Consider the following 22607-nt stretch of genomic DNA (forward strand, 5'->3'; position numbering starts at 1 on the left):
CGGCGGTCAGGGCCCCGGGCACGGCGGCCAGCCGCTCGCCGACCAGGATGACGGCGCCCGCGGCGCGCAGCGCCTCGGCCGCGGCCTGCCCGGTCTCGTCCAGGCCGACGCCCCCGGCGAGCGCGTCCAGCCACTCGGGTTCCGTGCCGGGGGCGGCGGGCAGCAGAACGCCACCCGCCTTCTCCAGGCCGCGGGTGGCGTGCGTGGCCAGGGCGTACGTCTGCTGCTTGCGCTTGCGGTGCGCCTTGCGGAGCCGCAGGAAGACCCCGGGGGCCTCCTCCTCGGCCTCAAGTCCCGCCAGCAGTACGGCCGGCGCCTTCTCCAGCGCCGTGTACGTGATGCCGGTGCCCGACAGGTCAAGGCCGCGCCCGGCGACCGTGGCGGCCAGGAAGTCGGCCTCCTCGGCGGAGTGCGCGCGGGCCCTGAAGTCCACGTCGTTGGTGCCGAGCACGACGCGGGCGAACTTGGCGTACGCGTACGCGTCCTCGACCGTGACGCGTCCGCCGGACAGCACCGCGGCCCGGCCGTGCGCCGCGCTGAGCCCGGCCGCGGCGGCGGCCAGCGCCTCGGGCCAGGACGCGGGGACGAGTTCGCCCTCGGCGTTCCGGACCAGGGGGTGGGCGAGGCGGTCGGGGCGCTGCGCGTAGCGGAAGCCGAAGCGGCCCTTGTCGCAGATCCACTCCTCGTTGACCTGCGGGTCGTCGGCCGCGAGCCGCCGCATGACCTTGCCGCGGCGGTGGTCGGTACGGGTCGCGCAGCCGCCCGCGCAGTGCTCGCACACCGACGGCGACGACACGAGGTCGAACGGCCGGGAGCGGAAGCGGTACGCGGCCGAGGTGAGCGCGCCGACCGGGCAGATCTGGATGGTGTTGCCGGAGAAGTACGACTCGAAGGGGTCGCCGACCCCGGTGCCGATCTGCTGGAGCGCGCCGCGCTCCAGCATCTCGATCATCGGGTCGCCCGCCACCTGGTTGCTGAACCGGGTGCAGCGCGCGCACAGCACGCACCGCTCGCGGTCCAGCAGCACCTGGGCGGAGATCGGCACCGGCTTCTCGTACGTCCGCTTCTTGCCCTCGAAGCGCGAGTCGGTGTCGCCGACCTGCATCGCCTGGTTCTGGAGCGGGCATTCGCCGCCCTTGTCGCAGACCGGGCAGTCCAGCGGGTGGTTGATCAGCAGCAGCTCCATCACGCCGCGCTGCGCCTTCTCGGCGACCGGCGACGAGAGCTGCGTCTTGACGACCATCCCGTCGGTGCAGGTGATCGTGCAGGACGCGACCGGCTTGCGCTGGCCCTCGACCTCCACGATGCACTGGCGGCAGGCCCCGGCCGGGTCGAGCAGCGGGTGGTCGCAGAACCGGGGGATCTCGATGCCGAGCAGTTCCGCGGCCCGGATGACCAGCGTCCCCTTGGGGACGGACACCGCGATGCCGTCGATCTGCACGGAGATGAGATCTTCCGGCGGCACCGCCGCCTGACCCCCTCCGGAGGGTGCGTTGGTAGTGACGGTCACGCGTGGGCCTCCGTACGGGACTTGTCGGCCCAGGCGGTGGAGCGGGCCGGGTCGAAGGGGCAGCCCTTGCGCTCGATGTGCTCCTCGTACTCCGCGCGGAAGTGCTTGAGTGAGGAGAAGATCGGGGCGGCGGCGCCGTCGCCGAGCGCGCAGAAGGACTTGCCGTTGATGTTGTCGGCGATGTCGTTGAGCTTGTCCAGGTCCTCGGGCCGGCCCTTGCCCGCTTCGATGTCGCGCAGCAACTGGACGAGCCAGTACGTGCCTTCACGGCACGGCGTGCACTTTCCGCAGGACTCGTGGGCGTAGAACTCGGTCCAGCGGGTGACGGCCCGCACCACGCAGGTCGTCTCGTCGAAGCACTGGAGCGCCTTGGTGCCGAGCATCGATCCGGCGGCGCCGACGCCCTCGTAGTCCAGCGCGACGTCCAGGTGCTCTTCGGTGAACATCGGGGTCGAGGAGCCGCCGGGGGTCCAGAACTTCAGCCGGTGGCCAGGGCGCATGCCGCCGCCGAGGTCGAGGAGCTGCCGCAGCGTGATGCCGAGCGGCGCCTCGTACTGCCCGGGTTTGGCGACGTGCCCGGAGAGCGAGTACAGCGTGAAGCCGGGGGACTTCTCGCTGCCCATCGCCTTGAACCAGTCCTTGCCGCGCTGCATGATCGCGGGAACCGAGGCGATCGACTCCACGTTGTTCACCACGGTGGGGCAGGCGTACAGGCCCTCGACGGCGGGGAAGGGCGGGCGGAGCCTGGGCTGGCCGCGACGGCCCTCCAGGGAGTCCAACAGCGCCGTCTCCTCACCGCAGATGTACGCGCCCGCGCCCGCGTGGACGGTCAGCTCCAGGTCGAATCCGCTGCCTTGGATGTCGCGGCCGAGGTAACCGGCCGCGTACGCCTCGCGCACCGCCTCGTGCAGCCTGCGCAGGACGGGGACCGTCTCGCCGCGCAGGTAGATGAAGGCGTGGCTGGAGCGGATCGCGTAACACGCGATGATCATGCCCTCGATGAGGGAGTGCGGGTTCGCGAAGAGCAGCGGGATGTCCTTGCAGGTGCCCGGCTCCGACTCGTCCGCGTTGACCACGAGGTAGTGCGGCTTGCCGTCGCCCTGCGGGATGAACTGCCACTTCATGCCGGTCGGGAAGCCCGCGCCGCCACGGCCGCGCAGCCCCGAGTCCTTCACGTACGCGATCACGTCGTCCGGCGCCATCGCGAGCGCCTTGTCCAGGCCCTGGTAGCCCTCGTGCGCGCGGTAGGTGTCCAGCGTCCAGGACTCCGGCTCGTCCCAGAACGCCGACAGCACGGGGGCGAGCAGCTTCTCCGCCGAGTCCACGGTCATCACTCGCCCTCCTCGGGGGCACGGGTCGCTCCGCCGGTGGGCCGGTCGTCCGGCTCGGCGCGCTGGGTGACCACCCGCGAGGGGGTCTCGCCCTTGTGCAGCCGCAGACCGGTGAGGGACGCGGGGCCCGCGCCGCCGCTGGCCTCGACCGCGCCGGGGCGCTCGTCGGGGAAACCGGCCAGGATGCGGGCGGTCTCCTTGTACGTGCACAGGGGCGCGCCGCGGGTCGGCCGGACCTCGCGTCCGGCGATCAGGTCGTCCACGAGCTGCTTGGCCGACTCCGGCGTCTGGTTGTCGAAAAACTCCCAGTTGATCATCACGACGGGCGCGAAGTCGCAGGCCGCGTTGCACTCGATGTGCTCCAGCGTGACCTTGCCGTCCTCGGTCGTCTCGTCGTTGCCGACGCCGAGGTGCTGCTTCAGCTCGTCGAAGATCGCGTCGCCGCCCATGACCGCGCACAGCGTGTTCGTGCACACGCCGACCTGGTAGTCGCCGGACGGCTTGCGCCGGTACATCGTGTAGAAGGTCGCGACCGCGGTGACCTCGGCGGTGGTCAGGCCGAGCACCTCGGCGCAGAACCGGATGCCGGTCCTGGTGACGTACCCCTCCTCGGACTGCACGAGGTGCAGCAGCGGCAGCAGGGCGCTGCGCGATCCGGGGTAGCGGGCGATCACTTCCTTGGCGTCGGCCTCCAGCCGGGCGCGCACATCGGCCGGGAAGTCCGGGGCGGGCATCTGCGGGATGCCCAGGGACACTCCCCCGGTGGCACCCATGGCCACGTCTGTCATCGGTCGACGCCTCCCATCACGGGGTCGATGGACGCCACCGCGACGATGACGTCGGCGACCTGGCCGCCCTCGCACATCGCCGCCATGGACTGGAGATTGGTGAAGGACGGGTCGCGGAAGTGCACCCGGAACGGGCGGGTGCCGCCGTCGCTGACCGCGTGCACCCCCAGCTCGCCCTTGGCCGACTCGATCGCCGCGTAGGACTGTCCCGCCGGGACCCGGAAGCCCTCGGTCACCAGCTTGAAGTGGTGGATCAGGGCCTCCATCGAGGTGCCCATGATCTTCTTGATGTGGTCGAGCGAGTTGCCGAGGCCGTCGGGGCCGAGCGCGAGCTGCGCGGGCCAGGCGATCTTCTTGTCCTCGACCATCACCGGGCCGGGCGCGAGCCGGTCGAGCACCTGCTCCACGATCCGCAGGCTCTGGTGCATCTCCTCCAGGCGGACCCGGAAGCGGCCGTAGGAGTCGCAGGTGTCGGCGGTCGGTACCTCGAAGTCGTAGTTCTCGTAGCCGCAGTACGGGTCGGACTTGCGCAGGTCGTGCGGGAGTCCGGCGGCGCGCAGGATCGGTCCTGTGGCGCCGAGCGCCATGCACCCGGCCAGGTCCAGGTAACCGACGTCCACCATGCGGCCCTTGAAGATCGGGTTGCCGGTGGCGAGCTTGTCGTACTCGGGCAGATTCTTGCGGAAGGTCTTCACGAACTCGCGGACGAGGTCGATCGCGCCGGGCGGCAGGTCCTGCGCGAGGCCGCCGACGCGGACGTACGCGTGGTTCATCCGCAGGCCGGTGATCAGCTCGAAGATGTCGAGGATGTACTCACGGTCGCGGAACCCGTAGATCATGATCGTGGTCGCGCCCAGCTCCATGCCGCCGGTGGCGATGCAGACCAGGTGGGACGCGATCCGGTTGAGCTCCATCATGAGCACGCGGATGTCGGTGGCGCGCTGCGGCACCTGCTCGGTGACGCCGAGCAGGTTCTCGACGGCCAGGCAGTACGCCGTCTCGTTGAACAGCGGCGTCAGGTAGTCCATGCGCGTCACGAAGGTGGACCCCTGGGTCCACGTCCGGAACTCCATGTTCTTCTCGATGCCGGTGTGCAGGTAGCCGATACCCGACCTGGCCTCGGTGACCGTCTCGCCGTCGATCTCCAGCATCAGCCGGAGCACACCGTGGGTGGACGGGTGCTGCGGGCCCATGTTGACGATGATGCGCTCGTCGTCGGCCTTGCTGACGGTCTCGGCCAGCTCGTCCCAGTCGCCGCCGGTGACGGTGAAGACCCGGCCTTCGGTGGTCTCCCGCTCGTCGGCCTGCTGGGGTGCGTGGTGAGTACTCATTTAGCTGTACGACCTCCGCTGGTCGGGAGCCGGGATCTGGGCGCCCTTGTACTCGACGGGGATACCGCCGAGCGGGTAGTCCTTGCGCTGCGGGTGGCCCGGCCAGTCGTCCGGCATCATGATCCGGGTGAGCGCCGGGTGGCCGTCGAAGACGATGCCGAAGAAGTCGTACGTCTCGCGCTCGTGCCAGTCGTTGGTCGGATAGACCGCGACCAGCGACGGGATGTGCGGGTCGGCGTCGGGGGCGCTGACCTCCAGGCGGATCAGCCGTGTGTGGGTGATCGAGCGCAGGTGGTAGACCGCGTGCAGCTCGCGGCCCTCGTCGCCGAGGTAGTGCACGCCGCTGACGCCGAGGCACAGCTCGAAGCGGAGCGCCGGGTCGTCGCGGAGCGTCCTGGCGACGGTGACCAGGTGTTCGCGGGCGATGTGGAAGGTCAGCTCGCCGCGGTCCACGACGGTCTTCTCGATCGCCTCGGCCGGCGGCAGGCCCTGCTCGTCGAGGGCGCCTTCCAGCTCGTCGGCGATCTCGTCGAAGACGCCGTCGGGTCCGCCCTTGGGGCCGCCGTACGGCCTGCTGCTCGCGCCGGGCAGCCGGACGGTACGGACCAGGCCGCCGTAACCGCTGGTGTCGCCGCCGTTGTTGGCGCCGAACATGCCCTTGCGGACGCCGATGACCTCACCGGCGTCGGCGCGCTGTCCTGGCAGGTTCTCGGGGGTCTCGGGTTCTTGGCCGGTCACCGGAGCAGCCCCTTCATCTCGATCGTCGGGAGCGCCTTGAGGGCCGCTTCCTCCGCCTCGCGGGCCGCCTCTTCGCGGTTCACGCCGAGCTTGGAGTGCTGGATCTTCTCGTGCAGCTTGAGGATCGCGTCCAGCAGCATCTCGGGGCGCGGCGGGCAGCCGGGCAGGTAGATGTCGACCGGCACGACGTGGTCGACGCCCTGCACGATCGCGTAGTTGTTGAACATCCCGCCGCTGGAGGCGCAGACACCCATCGAGATGACCCACTTGGGGTTCGGCATCTGGTCGTAGACCTGGCGCAGCACCGGGGCCATCTTCTGGCTCACCCGGCCGGCCACGATCATCAGGTCGGCCTGGCGCGGCGAGCCGCGGAAGACCTCCATGCCGAACCTGGCCATGTCGTAGCGCCCGGCGCCCGCGGTCATCATCTCGATGGCGCAGCAGGCCAGGCCGAAGGTGGCCGGGAAGACCGACGCCTTACGTACCCAGCCCGCGGCGGTCTCCACGGTCGTGAGCAGGAATCCGCTCGGCAGTTTCTCTTCGATACCCATGCGTTGGCTCCTGGTCCCCTCTGTCCCCTGGTCCCCTGGTCCTCTCGGCGTTCCCTAGTCCCACTCCAGGCCGCCGCGCCGCCACACGTACGCGTAGGCGACGAAGACGGTGAGCACGAAGAGGAGCATCTCCACCAGGCCGAACATCCCCAGCCGGTCGAAGGTGACGGCCCAGGGATAGAGGAAGACGATCTCGATGTCGAAGACGATGAAGAGCATCGCCGTCAGGTAGTACTTGATCGGGAAGCGTCCCCCGCCGACCGGTTGCGGGGTGGGCTCGATGCCGCACTCATACGCTTCCAGTTTGGCCCTGTTGTACCGTTTTGGCCCGATGATCGAGGCCATCAAAACGGAGAAGATCGCGAACCCGGCCGCAAGGGCTCCCAGTACGAGGATGGGCGCGTAGGCATTCACCGTCCCCCGCTCCTTCCTTTTCAGTCGCCAATGACTGCGTGGGTGTCCCCCCGCCGCGGTAGGCGGAGGAGCCGGCCCCGGCCGGTGGTCCGCGTCACCGAAACGACGAAGATCGCTTCTATGTGAGGCAGTTCACAAGCCTGAGCCGCCTGCATCCTATGCCCGGCGGTCTGTGATCTGCGACACGGGGTACGCCAAGACCTTTGTGATCTCCACCACCTGACGAACGATCATGAAGTCGGATGAGCGGTGATCATGGTGCGGAACGGCCGCAAAGGATCACTTCACATCACAAGCGGAAGCGTTGTCCCTGGTCAGAGCGGTGCGCGCATTATCAAGGCGTGCTCGGCAGAGGCAAATTGGCACTGGACGAATCCGCGTGATAGCGCGCGGCGGTCGAGCGGCGACGACCCCGGAGCCCGGCATTCACACGTGATTCACCCGCGTGAAAGCGTGCACGAGCGCATAGGTGACCGCCTATCCGAAAACGGGTGAAAGCGCTCGCGCGGCAAGATCACAAACTGGGCATTTGAGCCGTGAGCACGTCAACTGTGTCGCATCCCACCTTTGTTGAACGGAACCAAGCATTCCTGATAGCCAGGACCGCATGTCCCCGAACCAGATACGGACCTCCGCGTCCGACCGGACCTCCGCGTCCGGCTCGCATCCCACCGAATCGCATACCGGCCGCCGACGGCACGCCGCCCCCGGCCGCCCCAACTGGGTACGCAGGGCAGGACTCGTCGGCGGCGTCGTCAGCGCGATCGCTCTCGGCGGCTCCGCCGCCCCGGCTCTGGCCGACAACACCGACACCACCACCACTCCGGCGCACGGCATTCCGGCCCTGACACCGGCGGACCTCGTGGCCGCCCAGGCGTCCACGCTGACCACCGAGGTGACCGCGGCGCAGGCCGCGCAGGCGATCGACCAGGCCGCCATCGCGATGCAGCTCCAGGCCGCCAAGGACGCCTCCGTGGCCGAGGCGGCCAAGGACGCCGCCGCCACGAAGAAGGCCGCCGACGCCAAGGCCGCCGCGAAGGCGAAGGCCGAGGCCGAGGCGAAGGCCGCGAAGGCCGCGGAGGCCGCCAAGGCCGCTAAGGAGCGCGCCGCCGCGCAGGCCGCCTCCCGCTCGGCCGAGCGCACCGCGCTGGTCACGGCGTCGACCGACTCGTCTGGTTCTTCTGGTTCATCCGGTTCGTCCTCTGTTACGTCGACGCCCACCGCGTCGGCCACCCCGTCCACGGCGACCGGCAGCGCCGCGAAGCTGATCAGCTTCCTGAAGTCGCAGATCGGCAAGCCGTACGTGTACGGCGCCGCCGGTCCCGACTCGTACGACTGCTCCGGCCTCACCCAGGTCGCCTACGCCACCGTCGGCGTCGACCTGCCGCGCACCTCCCAGGAGCAGTCCAACGTCGGCACCCCCGTCTCGGTCAGCAGCGTGCAGGCCGGCGACATCATCTTCTGGGGCGGCCAGGGCAGCGCCTACCACGTCGGCGTCTACATCGGCGACGGCCAGTACCTGGACGCGGCCAACCCCTCGACCCCCGTGGCCATTCACCAGATGGCCGACTACATGCCCGACTGGGCAGTCAGGGTTCTCTGAGGACCTGCTTCCGCAGAAGGCCGCCGCGACCGCCCCTGCCGGGGAAGTCGCGGCGGCCTTAAGCCCGTTATGTTCTCTTTGCCGCTTACGTCCTCCGTGGGTGGCGGCTCAGACCAGCCACTTCCCGTCCCGCATGAGGGTGCGCCCGGCCAGCTCCGGCACGGTCCCGTATGCGCGCAGCACCTCCAGGGTCACCCGGTAGAAGTCGTAGCGCCCGTCGGACGTGCGCGGGTCCCAGCCGTCCTTCGCGGCGAAGGCGTCCCCGACCCCGTCGGGCAACTCCTCGGCGGTGTACGCCCGCACGGTGCCCTCGATCTGCACGACGTCCCTCGTGGTCCCCAAGGCCAGCCGCACCTGGCCGGTGGCCGCCATGTTCGCGCCGGTCGGATTGGTCGGCCGGGTCGACAGCCAGATCGCCTCGCCGTCCCACCAGAAGGCCAGCGGCACCAGGCACGGCACCCCCGTCGCGTCGGCGGTCGCCGCCCACACGTCGCCGTCCTCCGCCAGCCGCCGCAGCGCGTTCTCCTTCCGCGCCACCCGGCTCCGCGGCCCGCCGCCGCCCACCACCGCCTGCTCGTTTCCCGTCATACGCCCGCACGTTATGCCCCGCGCGAACCCCGCGCCTCGGCCCCCGGTCCTCGGCCTCCGGCCCTAGGTCCCGCGCAGGTCCCGGGCAGATCCCGCGCAGATCCCGGGCCCGAAATCCCGTTGCCCCCCGGGCCGGACGCGGTGAAAAGTCGCCCCATGACCGAGCGACCCGGGACGCCGAACCGGCGTTCAGACGGTGCCGAACTCCCCGTCCCGGAGCGCGCCGAGGAAGGCGGTGAACGAGTCCACCGGGAAGCCGAGCGCGGGCCCGGACGGGTCCTTGGAGTCGCGGACGGCGACGGTGCCGCGCGAAGCCGCGGTGTTCGTGGCGACCTCGACGCACTGGCCGCCGTTGTCGCTGTAGGAGGACTTGAACCAACGGAGCGATTCGGTCGTCACGGGGTGCCCTTTCGCATGTGCTCGATCATGGCCACGGACTCCGCCTGGGACGGCGCTTCGGCCTGTAGCTGATGATAGGCCGCGAGCATCGGCAGCACGGAAGTGCTTTCCCGCTCCAGACGTCCGTGCTGGGCCGACTCCGCGTACGACATGAGGGAGCGGTCCGCCATGGTCAGCACCGTTATCGGCAGGTTGAACGGCCGCCGGACACCCATGGAGAACGGGGCCACTTGCAGCACGCTGGTGGACAGCTCGGCGAATCCCAGCAAGCGGTCGAACTGCTCCTCCATGACCTCCGGTCCCCCGATGGGCCGCCGGACACAGCTCTCGTCCAGCACCACGAAGACCAGCGGCGCGGGCTGACGGACGAGCGCGGCCTGCCGGTCCGCCACCAGGTCGATCCGCTCCTGCGCCTGCTCGGGGGTGATCACGCCGCGCTTCACCGCGCTGTCCGCCAACACCGCCGCGTAGGCGGGCGTCTGGAGCAGACCCGGGATGACACCGACCTCGTAGAGACGGATCTCCGCGGCCCTAGCCTCGTACCCGACGTATTCCGGGAAGCCCTCCAGCAGGCTGCCCTGCCGCATCTCGCGCCACTCGCGCTCGAAGGAGTCGAAGGTGTTGGCGAGGCCGAAGGCGGTGTCCGCATTCCGCGCGAAGCGGAGAGTTGGCACCCTGCGACCAGTTTCGATCGCCGAAATGTGCTTGCTGGAATATCTGATCTCGTCGGCCAGACTCTCCTGGATCCAGCCACGCGCCTCGCGCAAACTGCGTAAACGCGCTCCGAAGGCCGCCTGCGGGCTGCTTTCAGGGTGCAGTTCCTTGCGGTTGACCACCGTGCCCCCAACTCTCTCGCCGGGCCCCCCACGTTGAGGGATCACCGACTGTAAGCCACTCTGAGGGCGCTGGGTAGTGGCAGCACTACACAGAGGAACGGCGGTGTCTGAGCGCGCCGCTGTTCCGGCCGCTGCCGAGCCGAGTGACCGTCCGTCCCCACCGCCCCCGGCGGCCCGCTCCACGCCGCACCCGACGCGCAAGGCTCCGACATGAGAGACGCGAGTAACTCCACGCACCACCTGGAACTGGCCTGTGAACCGGCGGCCGTTCACTGGGCCCGCGCCCATGCGCAGGCCGTGTTCAAGCAGTGGGAGCTTCCGGCCGACACCGCCGAGGATGCCCTGCTGGTCATCTCCGAGCTGGTCACCAACTCCCTCCGCCACGCGGGCGAGCCGACCAAGGCCCGCACCTGTCTGCTGACGCTGCGCCGCTTACCGGACCACCTGCTCGTCTGTGTCTACGACGACGACCGTCGGCCCCCCGTCCTGCGGCAACCGGCCGACGACGAGACGGGCGGGCGGGGGCTGCGGCTGGTGAGCGGCCTCAGCCGGCGATGGGGGTACGCCTATCCGGCCCCGACCTCGGGGAAGACGGTCTGGGCACAACTGCCCTTTCCGGCCGCCGCCCCCGCGAACGCCGCATGAGCCGAACCGGCCGCCCCGTATGCGGCGAACGCACCTACCTCAGCGCCGAACTAGCCGACCGGGCAAGGGACTTCCCGTCCAGGCGCGGAGCCGCCGAGCCCGAGGACGTCCAGCGGCAACTGCGCTGCACCCTCGAAAGCCACGACTCCGGGGACCACCACGCCTTCGTCATGGAGCTGGACGGCCCCGAGTCCGGCTCGCTGTGGACCCGTTGGATCCGTGGCCACCACCCCACCGCCGTCTTCGCCCTCCCCGACTGCCAAGCGGTTGGCCCCGCCCCCGACTCCGTGCCCTGCTGCGAATACGCCGACCACCCAGGCGCCCACACCTGGCAGGTGACCGACCCGTGGCGCGTCCCGATCGACACCTGCCGGGATAGCGTCGAGCCATGAAGCTGCCCCCGTAGCAGAGAGGTTCCGCGCATGGGTGGGCAGCCCACGTTCGACGCCGACCAAAAGCTCCTCGCCGGGCCAGGGGCCCTTGCCCGGCGAGGCTCGCGAGCGCAGGACCCTCGGGGGAGCGTTCGCGACAGGAGGCACGGCCCGGATCAGTCCGAGAACTCCCCGGGCCGGCCGTGCCTCCCGACACTCTCCCGACCAGCTGAGCAGCGGCGGGAAGGTTGAGGCGCAAACAGGAGTGTCCTCATGCGACTCCCTTGGAAGTGCGGGCCGGAAGTACCTTCCCGCCGCCTGACGTGCCCGTCCAGCGAGTTGCTCCTCGCCGGCCGGACCCTTCTAATTCACCACGCCGATTCAGAAAGGGGGCGGTTCAGGAATCGGGAAGTGGCGAAATTGCGACCACATTGTCTGGGTTGACCTCACGCACGCGACTAACTAAGTCGTAGGCCAATCCGGAAACTCCGCATGCCTGAATTAATTTCAACGTCATTCACATATGCCAGTTGCGACACAGGCTCAATTCCCTCTTCCCTTGGCCGAGTCGACGGGCTAGCTTTCCTGGGCGAGCAGGAATTCATTTCCGCTCGGTAAACAATCAGTCTCTACATCGGAGGTATTGCCTTGTCCACTGCGACCGAGATCAAGCCGGTCAACGCCACGGTCAACACCACGACCACCACCCCGGACGAGTGGCAGCTCGACATCGCCATCACGGACTCGCCCACCGTCGTCCCCACCGACTGCGGCACCGGTGACGGGTGCGGCAGCACGTGCGCCTCGGCGTGCGCGAGCTGACACCTGATCCGAGCTGAAGTCCGAAGTCCGTGCGGGGCGGGGAACTGCCCCGCACGGGCAGGGCAGAAGGGAACCTCGATGTCTCGGGCCAGAATCCTCCGAAGGGGCGACGTGCTCCTCGTACGGGCCGCCGTACTGCCGCTGGACGCCCAGAGCATCCGCTGGCCAGCGGAGAACGACCCATCAGACTGTCGACGTTGGATAGAGGAGGTCTGGGCCGTTCCGCCCTTCTCGGAAGCCGTTCGGTCCGCCACCCCTCAGCTCGCCCAAGCGGTGGACGACGTGCTGCGGGGCCAAGAGGTCTCGTCCAAACAGCTCCGCAAGGTGGTGCACGCGACCGCCAGATATTTCCTGCGGGCAGCCGGACGACCCACTCCGTTCGGGCTGTTCGCCGGTGTGGCCATAGCCGGCTGCGGACCGTGCGAGGGCATAATCAGCGCGGTGCACAAGCCCCTCGCCCGGCCGGACGCTCTGTGGCTGGACCATGTTCGCCGTGGGCTTGTGGCTCGGCCGGACGTGGTGCCTCATCTGCGTTTCTGCGTAAGCGACTTGGCCGTGCGGCGCGGCGATGTCCTCGACATGCCGTTGTCCGGCGGCCGGCTTGCAAGCACGCGAGTTCTCCGCCCCATGGCAATGCTCTTGGACCTCGCCGCAAGTCCGGTGATCGGGAGCGAAATCCTCGATCGGCTCTCGGGATTGGGTGGAACGCCCGCCCAAGCGACGCGGCTCCTCACCGACGCGCTGGAAGTTGGCGCGCTGACGAGCGACCTGTCCGCGCCCATGACCGATACCGATCCTCTCGGACACATGCTTCATGTGCTCATGCCGACGTCAGCGGACCTGAAACCGGACACGGTGGCTCTGCTCAACGAACTGAGCCTCGTGCACCGCTTGTTCGTGCTCCACAACTCCGCCCAGTCCCCTGTGGCGGCGAGGAAGCTGCGGGAGACAGCAGCCGCCAAGATGACCGGTGTCTGCGACGAGGGCCGTACGCGGCTCAGCCTTGACTTACGGCTGGACGCCACGGTCCGCGTCCCCCCGCTCGTCCTGGAGGAGGCTGAGCGCGCCGGGGAGGCGCTTCTTCGCCTGACCAGGAATCTGCGGGAACAGCCGATGTGGTCCAGCTACCACGAGGTCTTCTGGGAGCGGTACGGCGCTGGCAGTCTCGTTCCGGTCCGCGATGCTGTCGACCTGGCCGCCGGAGCGGGTCTGCCGGCGGACTTCCCCATGTCGCCGCTGCCTGAACCCCCTGTACGAGCACTGCCGCGCGATGAACAGTTCCTGCGCAGGGCGTGGCAGGCCGTCATGCACGGGGCCGAGGAAGTCCTGCTCACAGACGCCGATATCGACGAACTGTGCACCGCAGACCTCGACGCGCTGCCGATCGTGCCGCACATGGAACTGGGGATGCGCGTACTCGCGAAATCGCCAGCCGCAGTCGACCAGGGAGATTTCACCCTCGCAGTCCGCCCCGCGTGGAGCACCGGGACGCTCTCAGGCCGTTTCGCTGTCACGCTGGACGGCGACAGCATCGGGGCAGCCTACGGAAAGCTGCCGACACTGGTCGACGGCGCGCTCGCCGCCCAGCTCTCCTTCACCCCGCCGCATCCGCACGCCGAGAACATCGGGCGCATTCCCGCGTTCCTCCCCTACGTGATCCCCGTCGGCGAGCACCGGGAGCCGGCTGACAACGTGATCCCGCTCGGGGATCTCGCTGTGATGTCCACAGGCACGCGGATGCTGCTGGTGAGCATGTCGCGCCGCCGTGTGGTTGAGCCCGTCGTACTTCACCCGCTGGCCCTGGAGAAGCAGGCCCCGCCCGTCGCCCGGTTCGTCGCCCTGGTCGCGCGCAGCTTCGCCGGTGCCTGGACGCGCTTCGACTGGGGACCGCTGACCGTCGGTATGCCGTATCTCCCCCGTGTCCGCTACGGCCGGTCCATCCTGTCGCCCGCCCGGTGGCACCTGACGGTCAACGACTTTCCCTCCGCTGAATTCGGGCCCGCCTGGCACGAGGCCCTGTCCGAATGGGCCCGGACGTGGAAGTGCCCGTCCCGTGTGGAGTTGTATTCCGACGACCGGTACCTGCGGCTTGATCTCACCGAACCGTTGCACGCCCATCTGCTGCACGCCCATCTCCGGCGCAAGGGGAGCGCTGAACTGGTGGAGACTCCACCTGACCAGGAACTAGGTTGGATCGGGCATGCACACGAACTCACCTTGCCCATGACCTCTACGCGTTCGCCATTACCGCACCCCGACGTCGAGGTCGCCCCGATAGTCCGCAACCGCATGCTGCCACCACCGGCGGCTGCCAAGCAGCAGTGGGCTCAGGCCAAGATCTTCACGCACCCGAGCGTGATGGATCAGATCCTTACCCGTCGGCTCCCGGAACTGCTCTCCTCGTTGGACAGGCCGGCAACGTGGTTCATCCGTTACCGCACATCGCAAGAGGACGACCATCTCCGGCTGCGGATTGCCTTACCCGAAGCTGACGCCTACGCCACGGTCGCCGAGGCCTTGGCGACCTGGACCGGGCAGCTCCAGCGCAGCGCGCTCGCCTCCCGGCTCGTGCTCGACGGCTACCGCCCCGAGTTCGGCCGCTACGGCACCGGGGACGCGCTCAAAGCTGCCGAAGAAGTGTTCGTCGCGGACAGCGACGCCACCCGGTACCTGCTCGCTGATCTGCCCAAGGTCGACCGCCGCGTCCTGGTGGCGCTGGGCATGATCGATGTGGCGACCGGACTGTTGGGGTACAGGGAAGGCACGCGCTGGCTGGCCACCACTGCCGCCGATATGGTCGGCCGGCAGGAAGTCACGCGGACAGTACTGGACGAGGTCCGCGTTCATGGCCTTGGTCCACGGTTGGGATGGTCAGACCGCGTCAACGCCGCGTTGCAGCGACGTCGCGAAGCCCTCACCGCGTACCGCGCGCAGGTCCCGCACGGCCGACCCATCGGTCCGGTGTTGGAATCTCTCCTGCACATGCACCACAACCGGCTTATGGGTCCGGACCGGGAAGCGGAGGCAGCTTGCCGTCACGCGGCGCGGCAAGCGTGCCGGTCCCTCGTCGCGCGGTGGGCTGCCGATGAATGACATCACGCATGACCTAGGGCGGGGCCTGGCCGGGACCGTCGTATATGAAGCTGCGCTCGCCCGGGTCAGCGGTCAGTGGGACGCCGCGCACCGCGCGGCACGCGCGGTGGCTGCCGAGCCAGCCGCTGGTCGTCACGAGAGCGCCTCCCTGTTCTACGGAGCCCCGGCGGTGGCGTTCGCCCTGCATACCGCCGGGCATCCGGCGTACCAGTCCGCGCTCGGTCATCTGGACGGGGCGCTGACCGATTTGGTGGCCGTGCGGTTGTCGACCGCCAATCAGCGGCTGGAGACCGGTCGGCCCGCCCGCATGCGGGAATACGACTTGATCAGCGGCCTGACCGGGTTGGGGGCATATTTTCTGCACCGGGGGTCGAGCCCCGAGTCGCTTCACGGCGTGCTCCGGTACCTCGTACGCCTTCTTCAGCACCCACTCAATGTCGACGGCCATCTGCTACCAGGCTGGTGGACCTCGGACAGCCCCACCACCCTGCCCGAAGACGCCATGCCGGCCGGACATGGGAACTTCGGAATGGCTCATGGCGTCGCCGGACCGATTGCGCTGCTGGCTCTGGCCGGCCGAGCCGGGTATACCGTGCCCGGACAGTTCGAAGCCCTGGCGGCATCGTGCCGGCTCCTGGAGCGATGGGCTCAGCCCGAGCCGGGCGGCGGCGCGGCCTGGCCCGAAGTCGTCGACCGCGAGACGTGGTTGACCGGTCCGGAGCCCCGGTTCCGCGCGGGCAAGCCCTCATGGTGCTACGGCACACCGGGCATCGCCCGAGCGCTCCAACTGGCCTCGCTTGCCTGCGGTCTGGATGGCACACGGCGCCGAGCCGAGGCCCTGCTGAACGCGTGCCTGCGTGATTCCGACCAGCTCGCACGCGTTACCGACCCCACGGTCTGCCATGGCTGGGCGGGGCTCTGCCTCACAGCAGACCGGGCTGCCGCTGACGCAGATGCCAGCAGCCCGCTCCGTCATACGCTGCGCGGCCTCGCCGCCCGCCTGGAGCAGCATCCGATGCCCGAGAGCGCGGGGCTGCTCACCGGCTCTGACGGCGTACGCCTCACGATCCACACCCTCACACCTCCCCGCCCCGTTGCATCAGGGTGGGAGACCTGCCTTCTCCTCAATTGAAAGGGAACCTGTGAACAGCACGTCCGCAATCAACAGCCTCCGCAATCAACTCGTTGACGAAATCGTGGCCGCCCGTCCCCTGCCGGCCGCCGTCGAATTGGCCCTGCGCACTGTCGCGCGTGACAAGCACCTCCCGGGCCTCGACCCCGAAAACGCGTACACCGACGAGGCCGTGAGCATCAAGGACAACCCCGGCGGTCCGCTGCCGCTGTCGCTGGCCTCGGTACCGTCCATCGTCGCGATGATGCTCAAGCAGCTCAACGCGCAACCCGGTGACCACGTCCTGGAGATCGGCGCGGGAACCGGCTACAACGCCGCGCTCCTGGCCGAGATCGTCGGCGAGGACGGTGAAGTCACCACCGTGGACATCGAACCCGACGTTGCCGTGCACGCCCGGAACGCGCTCAACGCGACCGGATACGAGCGTGTCACCGTGATCGAGCGCGACGGCCTCAAGGGGGCCTCCGAGCATGCTCCGTACAACCGGATGATTGCCACCGTCGGCCTCTGGGACATCCCCTACGCCTGGCGGGAGCAGCTCGCCGACGGCGGTCGGGGCGTGGTGCCGTTCCGGTGGCGCGGCCAGACCCGATCCGTCGCCCTCACCCGCCACGGCGACACCCTCGTCTCCGACGGCATGGAGCTGTGTGGCTTCGTACCCATCATCGGCCAGGATGGCGAGCGCGTGGCCGAACTCGCCGACGGAACGATCCGCGTCCACTACGACCAGGATCAGGCTGTCGTCAGCGACCTTCTCGGTGCCACGTTCTCCGGGCCGCTCAAAGAAGTGTGGGCGGATGCCCGCGTTGGCGGCCAGGAGCCGTTCGACGGAATCTGGCTGCGCGCCACCGTCTCCGACGACACCGTGTGCCGCCTGGAGGTCACCAAGGAGGCGCTCGACGCAGGAGTGCGGCGGCCGGCGATCCCCGTACGGAGCCCGGCCCTCGTGGTGGGTGACTCTCTCGCCTACCTGATCCTCCACCGGGAGGACGCGCACCCGGACAGGCCCTGGCGCCTCGGTGCCGCCGGCTACGGGCCGGACGGGGCCGACCTGGCGCGCAGGCTGGTGGCCTACGTGGACGCCTGGGGCGCCGAACGCGAGGCCGTGCCCACCATGACGATCTACCTCGGCGGCACTGCTCTCGACGGCCTCGCCGAAGGGCACGTCATCAGGAAGAACACCAGCGTTCTCGTGCTGGCCTACTAGACGCCGGTCATCCTCTCCCTGATGGCCTGGAGAGTGGCGAGAGCCATATCCCACTCCCCCAGGTCTGGACGCCCAAGGCCGTGAACTCCCGTCCTGGGACACGCACAAGAAGTCGGAGACCTCGCAGGAGACCTCGATCAGGACAAGTCTCGACGGACATCCGACGAGGGCAGCGACCAGAACGGCGACAGTGACTGACCGTGCCGGCCACGCTGGTTTCGACTTCGGCCTGGCGCACGACGGGCGCTGGTGGTGGTACGAGTGCAACCCGAACGGCCAGTGGGCGTGGTTCCCGCCGGGAATCAACACGCCCATCGCGTCCGCCATCGCCGACCAGTTGCAGAAAGGCCCAGCCACGTGAGCACATCCGCTCAACTGCGCGCCGCCCTCGCCGAGGACGGCACGCTCACGGACCCGGAGTGGCGGACCGCGGCCGAGATGGTTCCCCGGGAGCTGTTCGCGCGGGCTTACTTCCTGCCGGTCAAGGGTACCGGTCCCACTCGGTACCGGCCTGTACACGAGGGTGAGGCAGGGTGGTTGGAAGGCGTCTACACCGACCAGACGCTCGTCACCCAGCTCGACGGTCTCACCCGGCCCGGCGATATCCCGAGTGGCACCGTTACGGGTTCCCCGTCATCGTCGTCCACCTTGCCGTCACTGGTGCTGCGCATGTGGCAGCAGCTCGACGCCGAGGCAGGACATCGGGTGCTGGAAGTCGGGACGGTAACCGGGTACTCGACAGCCCTTGGGGCTCATCGTCTCGGTGACAAGGATCTCACCAGCATCGAATACGACCCGTTGGTCGGCGCTGCTGCTGCGGCCGCGTTGCGGGGCGCCGGGTACGCGCCCCGGCTGGTCGTCGGGGACGGCCTGCGGGGCGACCCGGACGGGGGCACGTACGACCGACTGATCGCCGCCTGCTCGGTGCGCCACATCCCCATGGCGTGGCTGTACCAGGTGCGCCCGGGTGGGAAAATCCTCGTCACCCTCTCCGGCTGGAGCTACGCGTGCGGACTGGCGCTGATCACGGTGACGGGCCCCGGTACCGCCACCGGCCGATTGCTGTCCGGTTACACCAGCTTCATGATCGCTCGTTCGCACGACCGGCCGCCCCGCCCCACGCTGGCTCTGTTGCCCGGCGAAGAGCGGCCCAGCCGGATCGACCCCGCCGTCCTGGACGACTGGACCGGCCGCTTCGTCGCCCAGCTCGCCGCCCCGTCCGCGGAACGGCTGGGCATGGGCACCGGGCAGATCCTGCTCGACGTCGGCACGGGATCGCAGGCGCGGACCCGTCCGGCGGCGGACGGCAGCGGGTGGACGGTGACCCAGCGCGGGCCGGTCCGGCTGTGGGACGCCGTCGAGGACGCGATTGAGGTGTGGGAGCGCGCGGGCTCGCCACACCTGTCCGCATTTGGGCTGACCGTCACGGCGGACGCGCAGCGCGTATGGCTCGGAACGCCCGGGGGACCGAGTTGGCGGCTGCCCGTGTGAGGGGCTAGGCGCTTGGGGTGATTTTGGTCAGGCCGTTGATCACGCGGTCCATGGCGTCGCCGCCGGTGGGGTCGGTGAGGTTGGCGAGGAGTTTGAGGCAGAAGCGCATCAGCATGGGGTGGGTGAGGCCGCGTTGGGTGGCGATCTGGAGGACCTTGGGGTTGCCGATGAGTTTTACGAAGGCGCGGCCGAGGGTGTAGTAGCCGCCGTAGGTGTCCTGGAGGATGCGGGGGTAGTTCTGGAGGGCCAGTTCGCGCTGGGCGGAGGTGGCGCGGGCGTGGGCCTGGGTGATGACGTCGGCGGCGATCTGGCCGGACTCCATCGCGTAGGCGATGCCCTCGCCGTTGAACGGGTTGACCAGGCCGCCCGCGTCGCCGACCAGGACGAGGCCCTTGGTGTAGTGCGGCTTGCGGTTGAAGGCCATCGGGAGGGCCGCGCCGCGGATCGGCTGCGTCATGTTGTCCGGGGTGTAGCCCCAGTCCTCCGGCATCGAGGCGCACCACGCCTTGAGCACCTCGCGCCAGTCCAGCTCGCGGTACGCGGAGGAGGAGTTGAGGATGCCGAGGCCGACGTTCGACGTGCCGTCACCGAGGCCGAACACCCAGCCGTAACCGGGCAGTTGCCGGTCCTGCGGCCCGCGCCGGTCCCACAGTTCGAGCCAGGACTCCAGGTAGTCGTCCTCGTGCCGCGGCGAGGTGAAGTACGTGCGGACCGCGACGCCCATCGGCCGGTCCTCGCGGCGGTGCAGGCCCATCGCCAGGGAGAGCCTGGTGGAGTTGCCGTCGGCGGCGACGACCAGCGGCGCGTGGAAGGTGACCGGCCGCTTCTCCTCGCCGAGTTTGGCTTCGACGCCGGTGATCCGCCCGGTGCGCGCGTCCGTGATCGGGGCGCCGACGTTGCACCGCTCGTACAGCGTCGCGCCCGCCTTCACCGCCTGCTGGGCGAGGATGTCGTCGAAGTCGTCGCGCTTGCGGACCAGTCCGTAGTTCGGGTACGCGGCCAGCTCAGGCCAGTCCATCTGGAGGCGCACGCCGCCGCTGATGATGCGCAGGCCCTTGTTGCGCAGCCAGCCCGCCTCCTGCGAGATGTCGATTCCCATCGACACGAGCTGCTTGGTAGCGCGCGGGGTCAGGCCGTCGCCGCACACCTTCTCGCGCGGGAACGCGGTCTTCTCCAGCAGCAGGACGTTCAGTCCCGACTTGGCCAGGTAGTACGCGGTCGTCGAACCGGCGGGCCCGGCCCCGACGACGATCACATCGGCGCTGCGCTCGGACAGGGCGGTGTCGGTCACGGTGGGCTCTCCCGTTTCGGCGAGTGTCGGTGTCGGTGTAGGCGACGGTGTCGGTGTAGGCGACGGTGTCGGTGTAGGCGACGGTCGTTGTCGGCCGGGCGCTGCTCGGCCGAGCAGCGCCCGGCCGGTACCGAGTCTATGAGGCCCGGCGACGGGACACAGCGGGGCCCACCTGAACCGCGGTTCGCGGCAGCGCGACGCGTTGACGCGAGCGCGCGGCCCTACGCGGACGGAGCCGTCGCCGGAGCCGTCGCCGGAGCCGTCGCGCGGTGCAGAGCGACGATGCCCCCGGTGAGATTGCGCCAGGCCACCGCGTTCCAACCGGCCTCCTGGAGCCGGGTGGCGAGCCCCTTCTGGTCGGGCCACGCGCGGATGGACTCGGCGAGGTAGACGTACGCGTCGGGATTGCTGCTGACAGCCGTCGCGACGGGCGGCAGCGCCCGCATCAGGTACTCGGTGTAGACGGTCCTGAACGGCCGGTACGCGGGGTGGCTGAACTCACAGATGACCAGCCGTCCGCCGGGCTTCGCCACCCGCCGCATCTCGCGCAGCGCGGCGGCGGTGTCGTGGACATTGCGCAGCGCGAAGGAGATGGTGACCGCGTCGAAGACGCCGTCCGCGAACGGCAGCCGGGTCGCGTCCCCCGCCGTCAGGGCCAGCTCCGGGTGCCGCTTCTTGCCCTCGCGCAGCATCCCGATCGAGAAGTCGCACGGCACGACGTCCGCGCCCGCGGCGGCGAAGAGCAGCGAGGACGTGCCCGTCCCCGCCCCGAGGTCCAGCACCCGCTCGCCCGGCCCCACCTCCAGCGCCTGCGCCACGGCCTTCCGCCACAGCCGCGTCTGGCCGAGCGACAGCACGTCGTTCGTCACGTCGTACTTGGCCGCCACGTCGTCGAACATCGCGGCGACTTCGTGCGGTTGCTTGTCCAACGATGCTCGCGTCACCCCCCCACCCTATTCGCCTCCCGCCACCGCCGAGGACGGTGCCCGCCTCGGGTACGGGACCGGGTACCGCCTCGGGTACGGGACCGGGTACGGGACCGGGCCGCCGAACCGGTCGTCCGGAGGCGTCAGGACCCGGGCAGGTTGATGACGTACCGGCCGGCGGAGTCCCCGCGCATGGAGCGCGCCAGCCCGCTGACGTGCTCGGCCTGGCCTGCGGACAGGCGCCGCGCCTCCCACAGCAGCGCCGCCGCGTCCACCGCCTCGGGGGCGGGCGGCGGTGGCACCTCGCGCAGCGGGACGCCCGTCAGCCCGGCCAGCTCCCGGGCGTCGATCCCCAGCAGGGCCGCGATGTCCGTGACCAGGCGGGGTGTCAGCACCTTCCTGCCGTTGCCGATCGAACCGTAGGTGGCCGACGACAGGTAGGTGGGCGTCACGACCGCCAGGATCTTCGCCATGCCCGTCCAGCCCAGATTGCGGTACTGGAGCATGCGGATGAGCCACCCGCCAGGACCCGCGTCGGGTGCGAGCCGCACCGCGGCGGAGCCGGAAGGCCGTTCCTCCTGCGGCAACGAGCGGATGACCCGCAGGAGTTCACCGCGCCCGGCGGCGGGAAGGTGCACCGCGTCCTGCACGAGCTCCGCCGCCCACCGCCCGGCACCGGCGTCCAACGGCGCCATGTCGTCCGGGACCGCGATCTCCGCGAGGAGGAACAGATCCACGGCGTGGAATCCCAGGGCGGCCGCGATCCGCCCGAGCGTTCCCTCGCCGGGGGCCTCGCCCGCGAGCACCGCCAGGACCTCGTCCGCCGTCAGTCCCGCCCGGCCGGCCAGCTCCCGCGCGCTGAGCTTTCTGTGGTCGAGCAGCCATGCCAGCGTCTCGCCGAATCCGGGGTGCTCCGTCATGTCCGCCGCCTCACTCGTCTGCCGCCTCACTCATCCGCCGCCTCACTCATCCGCCGCTGGAACGTGCTCACCTGCTCACCTGCTCAAGGTGTAACGCATCGCGGCGCTACGCGCGGCGGTGGACGAGGCGGCCGGCCAGGACGGTGGCGACGCAGGAGCCGTCGGTGGCGAGGACGGCGAGGTCGGCCCGGCCGCCGGGGGCGAGTCCGGGCGAGGTGGTGCCGGGCCAGAGCCGGAGCAGGCCGGTGCGGTCGACGGCGGAGCGGACGGCGGCGTCGGTGAGGTCGTCCACCACCCCGGTCACCCCCCGGGAGAGCAGTTCGTGGATGCCGCGCCGCACCGACTCGGCACGGTCGCGCGGCCGGTCGGGGTCCTGCGGGTCCTCGTGGTAGGTCTCTTCGAGGAAGACGCGCACGCCGTCGGCGACGAGTCCGGGGCCGATGGTCCCGCGCCAGCGCCGTACCCGGGCGTCCGGGTGCGCGGCGGCGACCTCGTCCATCGGCCCGACGGCGACGACCCGGCCGCCGTCGACGAGGACGGCGCCGTCCGGGACGGCCTCGCCGCCCGCGGTGAGCCGGAGCAGCGGGGCGACGTGAAGGGTCAGCATGGGTCCATGATCC

At 69.8% G+C, this 22607-nt stretch carries 23 protein-coding genes; 9 read left to right on the forward strand and 14 right to left on the reverse strand.

The annotated features are described in order from the left end of the window. From BGM09_RS12610 to BGM09_RS12640, 7 genes are all read right to left on the reverse strand, one after another. Positions 1 to 1510: NADH-quinone oxidoreductase subunit G (locus BGM09_RS12610; protein ID WP_188281622.1), on the reverse strand; the 1510-nt coding region annotated here is incomplete at its 3' end. Continuing rightward, positions 1507 to 2841: an NADH-quinone oxidoreductase subunit NuoF gene (nuoF, locus tag BGM09_RS12615; protein WP_188281623.1), complete on the reverse strand. Its 1335-nt coding sequence runs from the start codon at positions 2839 to 2841 to the stop codon at positions 1507 to 1509. The genes BGM09_RS12610 and nuoF, both read right to left, overlap by 4 nt. Beyond that, positions 2841 to 3629, reverse strand: coding sequence for an NADH-quinone oxidoreductase subunit NuoE (nuoE, locus tag BGM09_RS12620; RefSeq protein ID WP_223186738.1), 789 nt, complete (start codon positions 3627 to 3629; stop codon positions 2841 to 2843). Before nuoE ends, nuoF begins: the two co-directional genes overlap by 1 nt. Continuing rightward, positions 3626 to 4960, reverse strand: a complete 1335-nt coding sequence (locus BGM09_RS12625) for an NADH-quinone oxidoreductase subunit D (protein ID WP_188281624.1) — start codon at positions 4958 to 4960, stop codon at positions 3626 to 3628. The genes nuoE and BGM09_RS12625 overlap by 4 nt, the downstream gene beginning before the upstream one ends. Continuing rightward, complete coding sequence (locus BGM09_RS12630; protein ID WP_188281625.1) at positions 4961 to 5698, reverse strand: NADH-quinone oxidoreductase subunit C; 738 nt, start codon at positions 5696 to 5698, stop codon at positions 4961 to 4963. It lies immediately after the preceding gene. Continuing rightward, positions 5695 to 6249: a NuoB/complex I 20 kDa subunit family protein gene (locus BGM09_RS12635; RefSeq protein ID WP_188281626.1), complete on the reverse strand. Its 555-nt coding sequence runs from the start codon at positions 6247 to 6249 to the stop codon at positions 5695 to 5697. The genes BGM09_RS12630 and BGM09_RS12635 overlap by 4 nt, the downstream gene beginning before the upstream one ends. 54 nt (positions 6250 to 6303) lie before the next feature. Then, positions 6304 to 6663, reverse strand: a complete 360-nt coding sequence (locus BGM09_RS12640; protein WP_188281627.1) for an NADH-quinone oxidoreductase subunit A — start codon at positions 6661 to 6663, stop codon at positions 6304 to 6306. A gap of 607 nt (positions 6664 to 7270) precedes the next feature. Between BGM09_RS12640 and BGM09_RS12645 the strand changes: the two genes are divergently transcribed. Beyond that, positions 7271 to 8266: a C40 family peptidase gene (locus BGM09_RS12645; RefSeq protein WP_188281628.1), complete on the forward strand. Its 996-nt coding sequence runs from the start codon at positions 7271 to 7273 to the stop codon at positions 8264 to 8266. 108 nt (positions 8267 to 8374) lie between these two features. On the opposite strand, the gene BGM09_RS12650 is transcribed toward BGM09_RS12645, so the two are convergent. The 3 genes from BGM09_RS12650 to BGM09_RS12660 all read right to left on the reverse strand — a co-directional run bounded on the left by BGM09_RS12650 (position 8375) and on the right by BGM09_RS12660 (position 10089). Further along, positions 8375 to 8854 carry a pyridoxamine 5'-phosphate oxidase family protein gene (locus BGM09_RS12650; RefSeq protein ID WP_188281629.1) on the reverse strand — a complete coding sequence of 160 codons (480 nt, stop codon included), beginning with the start codon at positions 8852 to 8854 and terminating at the stop codon, positions 8375 to 8377. Positions 8855 to 9043: 189 nt separating this feature from the next. Then, complete coding sequence (locus BGM09_RS12655) at positions 9044 to 9253, reverse strand: DUF397 domain-containing protein (protein WP_188281630.1); 210 nt, start codon at positions 9251 to 9253, stop codon at positions 9044 to 9046. Then, the gene (locus BGM09_RS12660) at positions 9250 to 10089 is read right to left on the reverse strand and encodes a helix-turn-helix transcriptional regulator (protein ID WP_317452678.1); all 840 of its coding nucleotides are present in this window, start codon (positions 10087 to 10089) and stop codon (positions 9250 to 9252) included. Before BGM09_RS12660 ends, BGM09_RS12655 begins: the two co-directional genes overlap by 4 nt. 210 nt (positions 10090 to 10299) lie before the next feature. On the opposite strand from BGM09_RS12660, the gene BGM09_RS12665 reads away from it, so the two are divergent. From BGM09_RS12665 to tgmC, 8 genes are all read left to right on the forward strand, one after another. Further along, on the forward strand, positions 10300 to 10734 hold the full coding sequence (locus tag BGM09_RS12665; RefSeq protein ID WP_188281632.1) for an ATP-binding protein: 435 nt from the start codon (positions 10300 to 10302) through the stop codon (positions 10732 to 10734). Continuing rightward, entirely contained in the window at positions 10731 to 11126 is a 396-nt protein-coding gene (locus BGM09_RS38490; RefSeq protein ID WP_188281633.1) for a hypothetical protein, read from the forward strand. Before BGM09_RS12665 ends, BGM09_RS38490 begins: the two co-directional genes overlap by 4 nt. A gap of 627 nt (positions 11127 to 11753) precedes the next feature. Beyond that, positions 11754 to 11927, forward strand: coding sequence for an FxLD family lanthipeptide (locus tag BGM09_RS12675; RefSeq protein WP_188281634.1), 174 nt, complete (start codon positions 11754 to 11756; stop codon positions 11925 to 11927). Positions 11928 to 12005: 78 nt separating this feature from the next. Beyond that, the gene (locus BGM09_RS12680; RefSeq protein WP_223186739.1) at positions 12006 to 15020 is read left to right on the forward strand and encodes a lantibiotic dehydratase; all 3015 of its coding nucleotides are present in this window, start codon (positions 12006 to 12008) and stop codon (positions 15018 to 15020) included. Then, a complete protein-coding gene (locus BGM09_RS37640) occupies positions 15013 to 16152 on the forward strand; it encodes a lanthionine synthetase C family protein (RefSeq protein WP_223186740.1) in 1140 nt (379 codons plus the stop codon). The genes BGM09_RS12680 and BGM09_RS37640 overlap by 8 nt, the downstream gene beginning before the upstream one ends. Before the next feature lie 10 nt (positions 16153 to 16162). After that, positions 16163 to 17359 (forward strand): methyltransferase, FxLD system, encoded by a 1197-nt coding sequence (fxlM, locus tag BGM09_RS12685; RefSeq protein WP_317452679.1) that lies wholly within the window; start codon positions 16163 to 16165, stop codon positions 17357 to 17359. 190 nt (positions 17360 to 17549) lie between these two features. Further along, the gene (locus BGM09_RS12690; protein ID WP_188281637.1) at positions 17550 to 17720 is read left to right on the forward strand and encodes a hypothetical protein; all 171 of its coding nucleotides are present in this window, start codon (positions 17550 to 17552) and stop codon (positions 17718 to 17720) included. Beyond that, entirely contained in the window at positions 17717 to 18850 is a 1134-nt protein-coding gene (tgmC, locus tag BGM09_RS12695; protein WP_188281638.1) for an ATP-grasp peptide maturase system methyltransferase, read from the forward strand. Before BGM09_RS12690 ends, tgmC begins: the two co-directional genes overlap by 4 nt. Positions 18851 to 18854: 4 nt before the next feature. Here the strand turns inward: tgmC and BGM09_RS12700 are convergent, their stop codons facing one another. The 4 genes from BGM09_RS12700 to BGM09_RS12715 all read right to left on the reverse strand — a co-directional run bounded on the left by BGM09_RS12700 (position 18855) and on the right by BGM09_RS12715 (position 22594). Beyond that, a complete protein-coding gene (locus BGM09_RS12700) occupies positions 18855 to 20141 on the reverse strand; it encodes a geranylgeranyl reductase family protein (RefSeq protein WP_188281639.1) in 1287 nt (428 codons plus the stop codon). Between the two features lie 221 nt (positions 20142 to 20362). Next, positions 20363 to 21085, reverse strand: coding sequence for a demethylmenaquinone methyltransferase (locus BGM09_RS12705; protein WP_188281640.1), 723 nt, complete (start codon positions 21083 to 21085; stop codon positions 20363 to 20365). A 125-nt stretch (positions 21086 to 21210) separates the two neighbouring features. Next, positions 21211 to 21987: a hypothetical protein gene (locus tag BGM09_RS12710; protein ID WP_188281641.1), complete on the reverse strand. Its 777-nt coding sequence runs from the start codon at positions 21985 to 21987 to the stop codon at positions 21211 to 21213. Between the two features lie 106 nt (positions 21988 to 22093). Next, on the reverse strand, positions 22094 to 22594 hold the full coding sequence (locus BGM09_RS12715) for an imidazolonepropionase-like domain-containing protein (RefSeq protein WP_188281642.1): 501 nt from the start codon (positions 22592 to 22594) through the stop codon (positions 22094 to 22096). Positions 22595 to 22607 lie beyond the last annotated feature (13 nt).

The organism is Streptomyces sp. CBMA29 (genome assembly GCF_014596445.1).
Classification (GTDB): domain Bacteria; phylum Actinomycetota; class Actinomycetes; order Streptomycetales; family Streptomycetaceae; genus Actinacidiphila.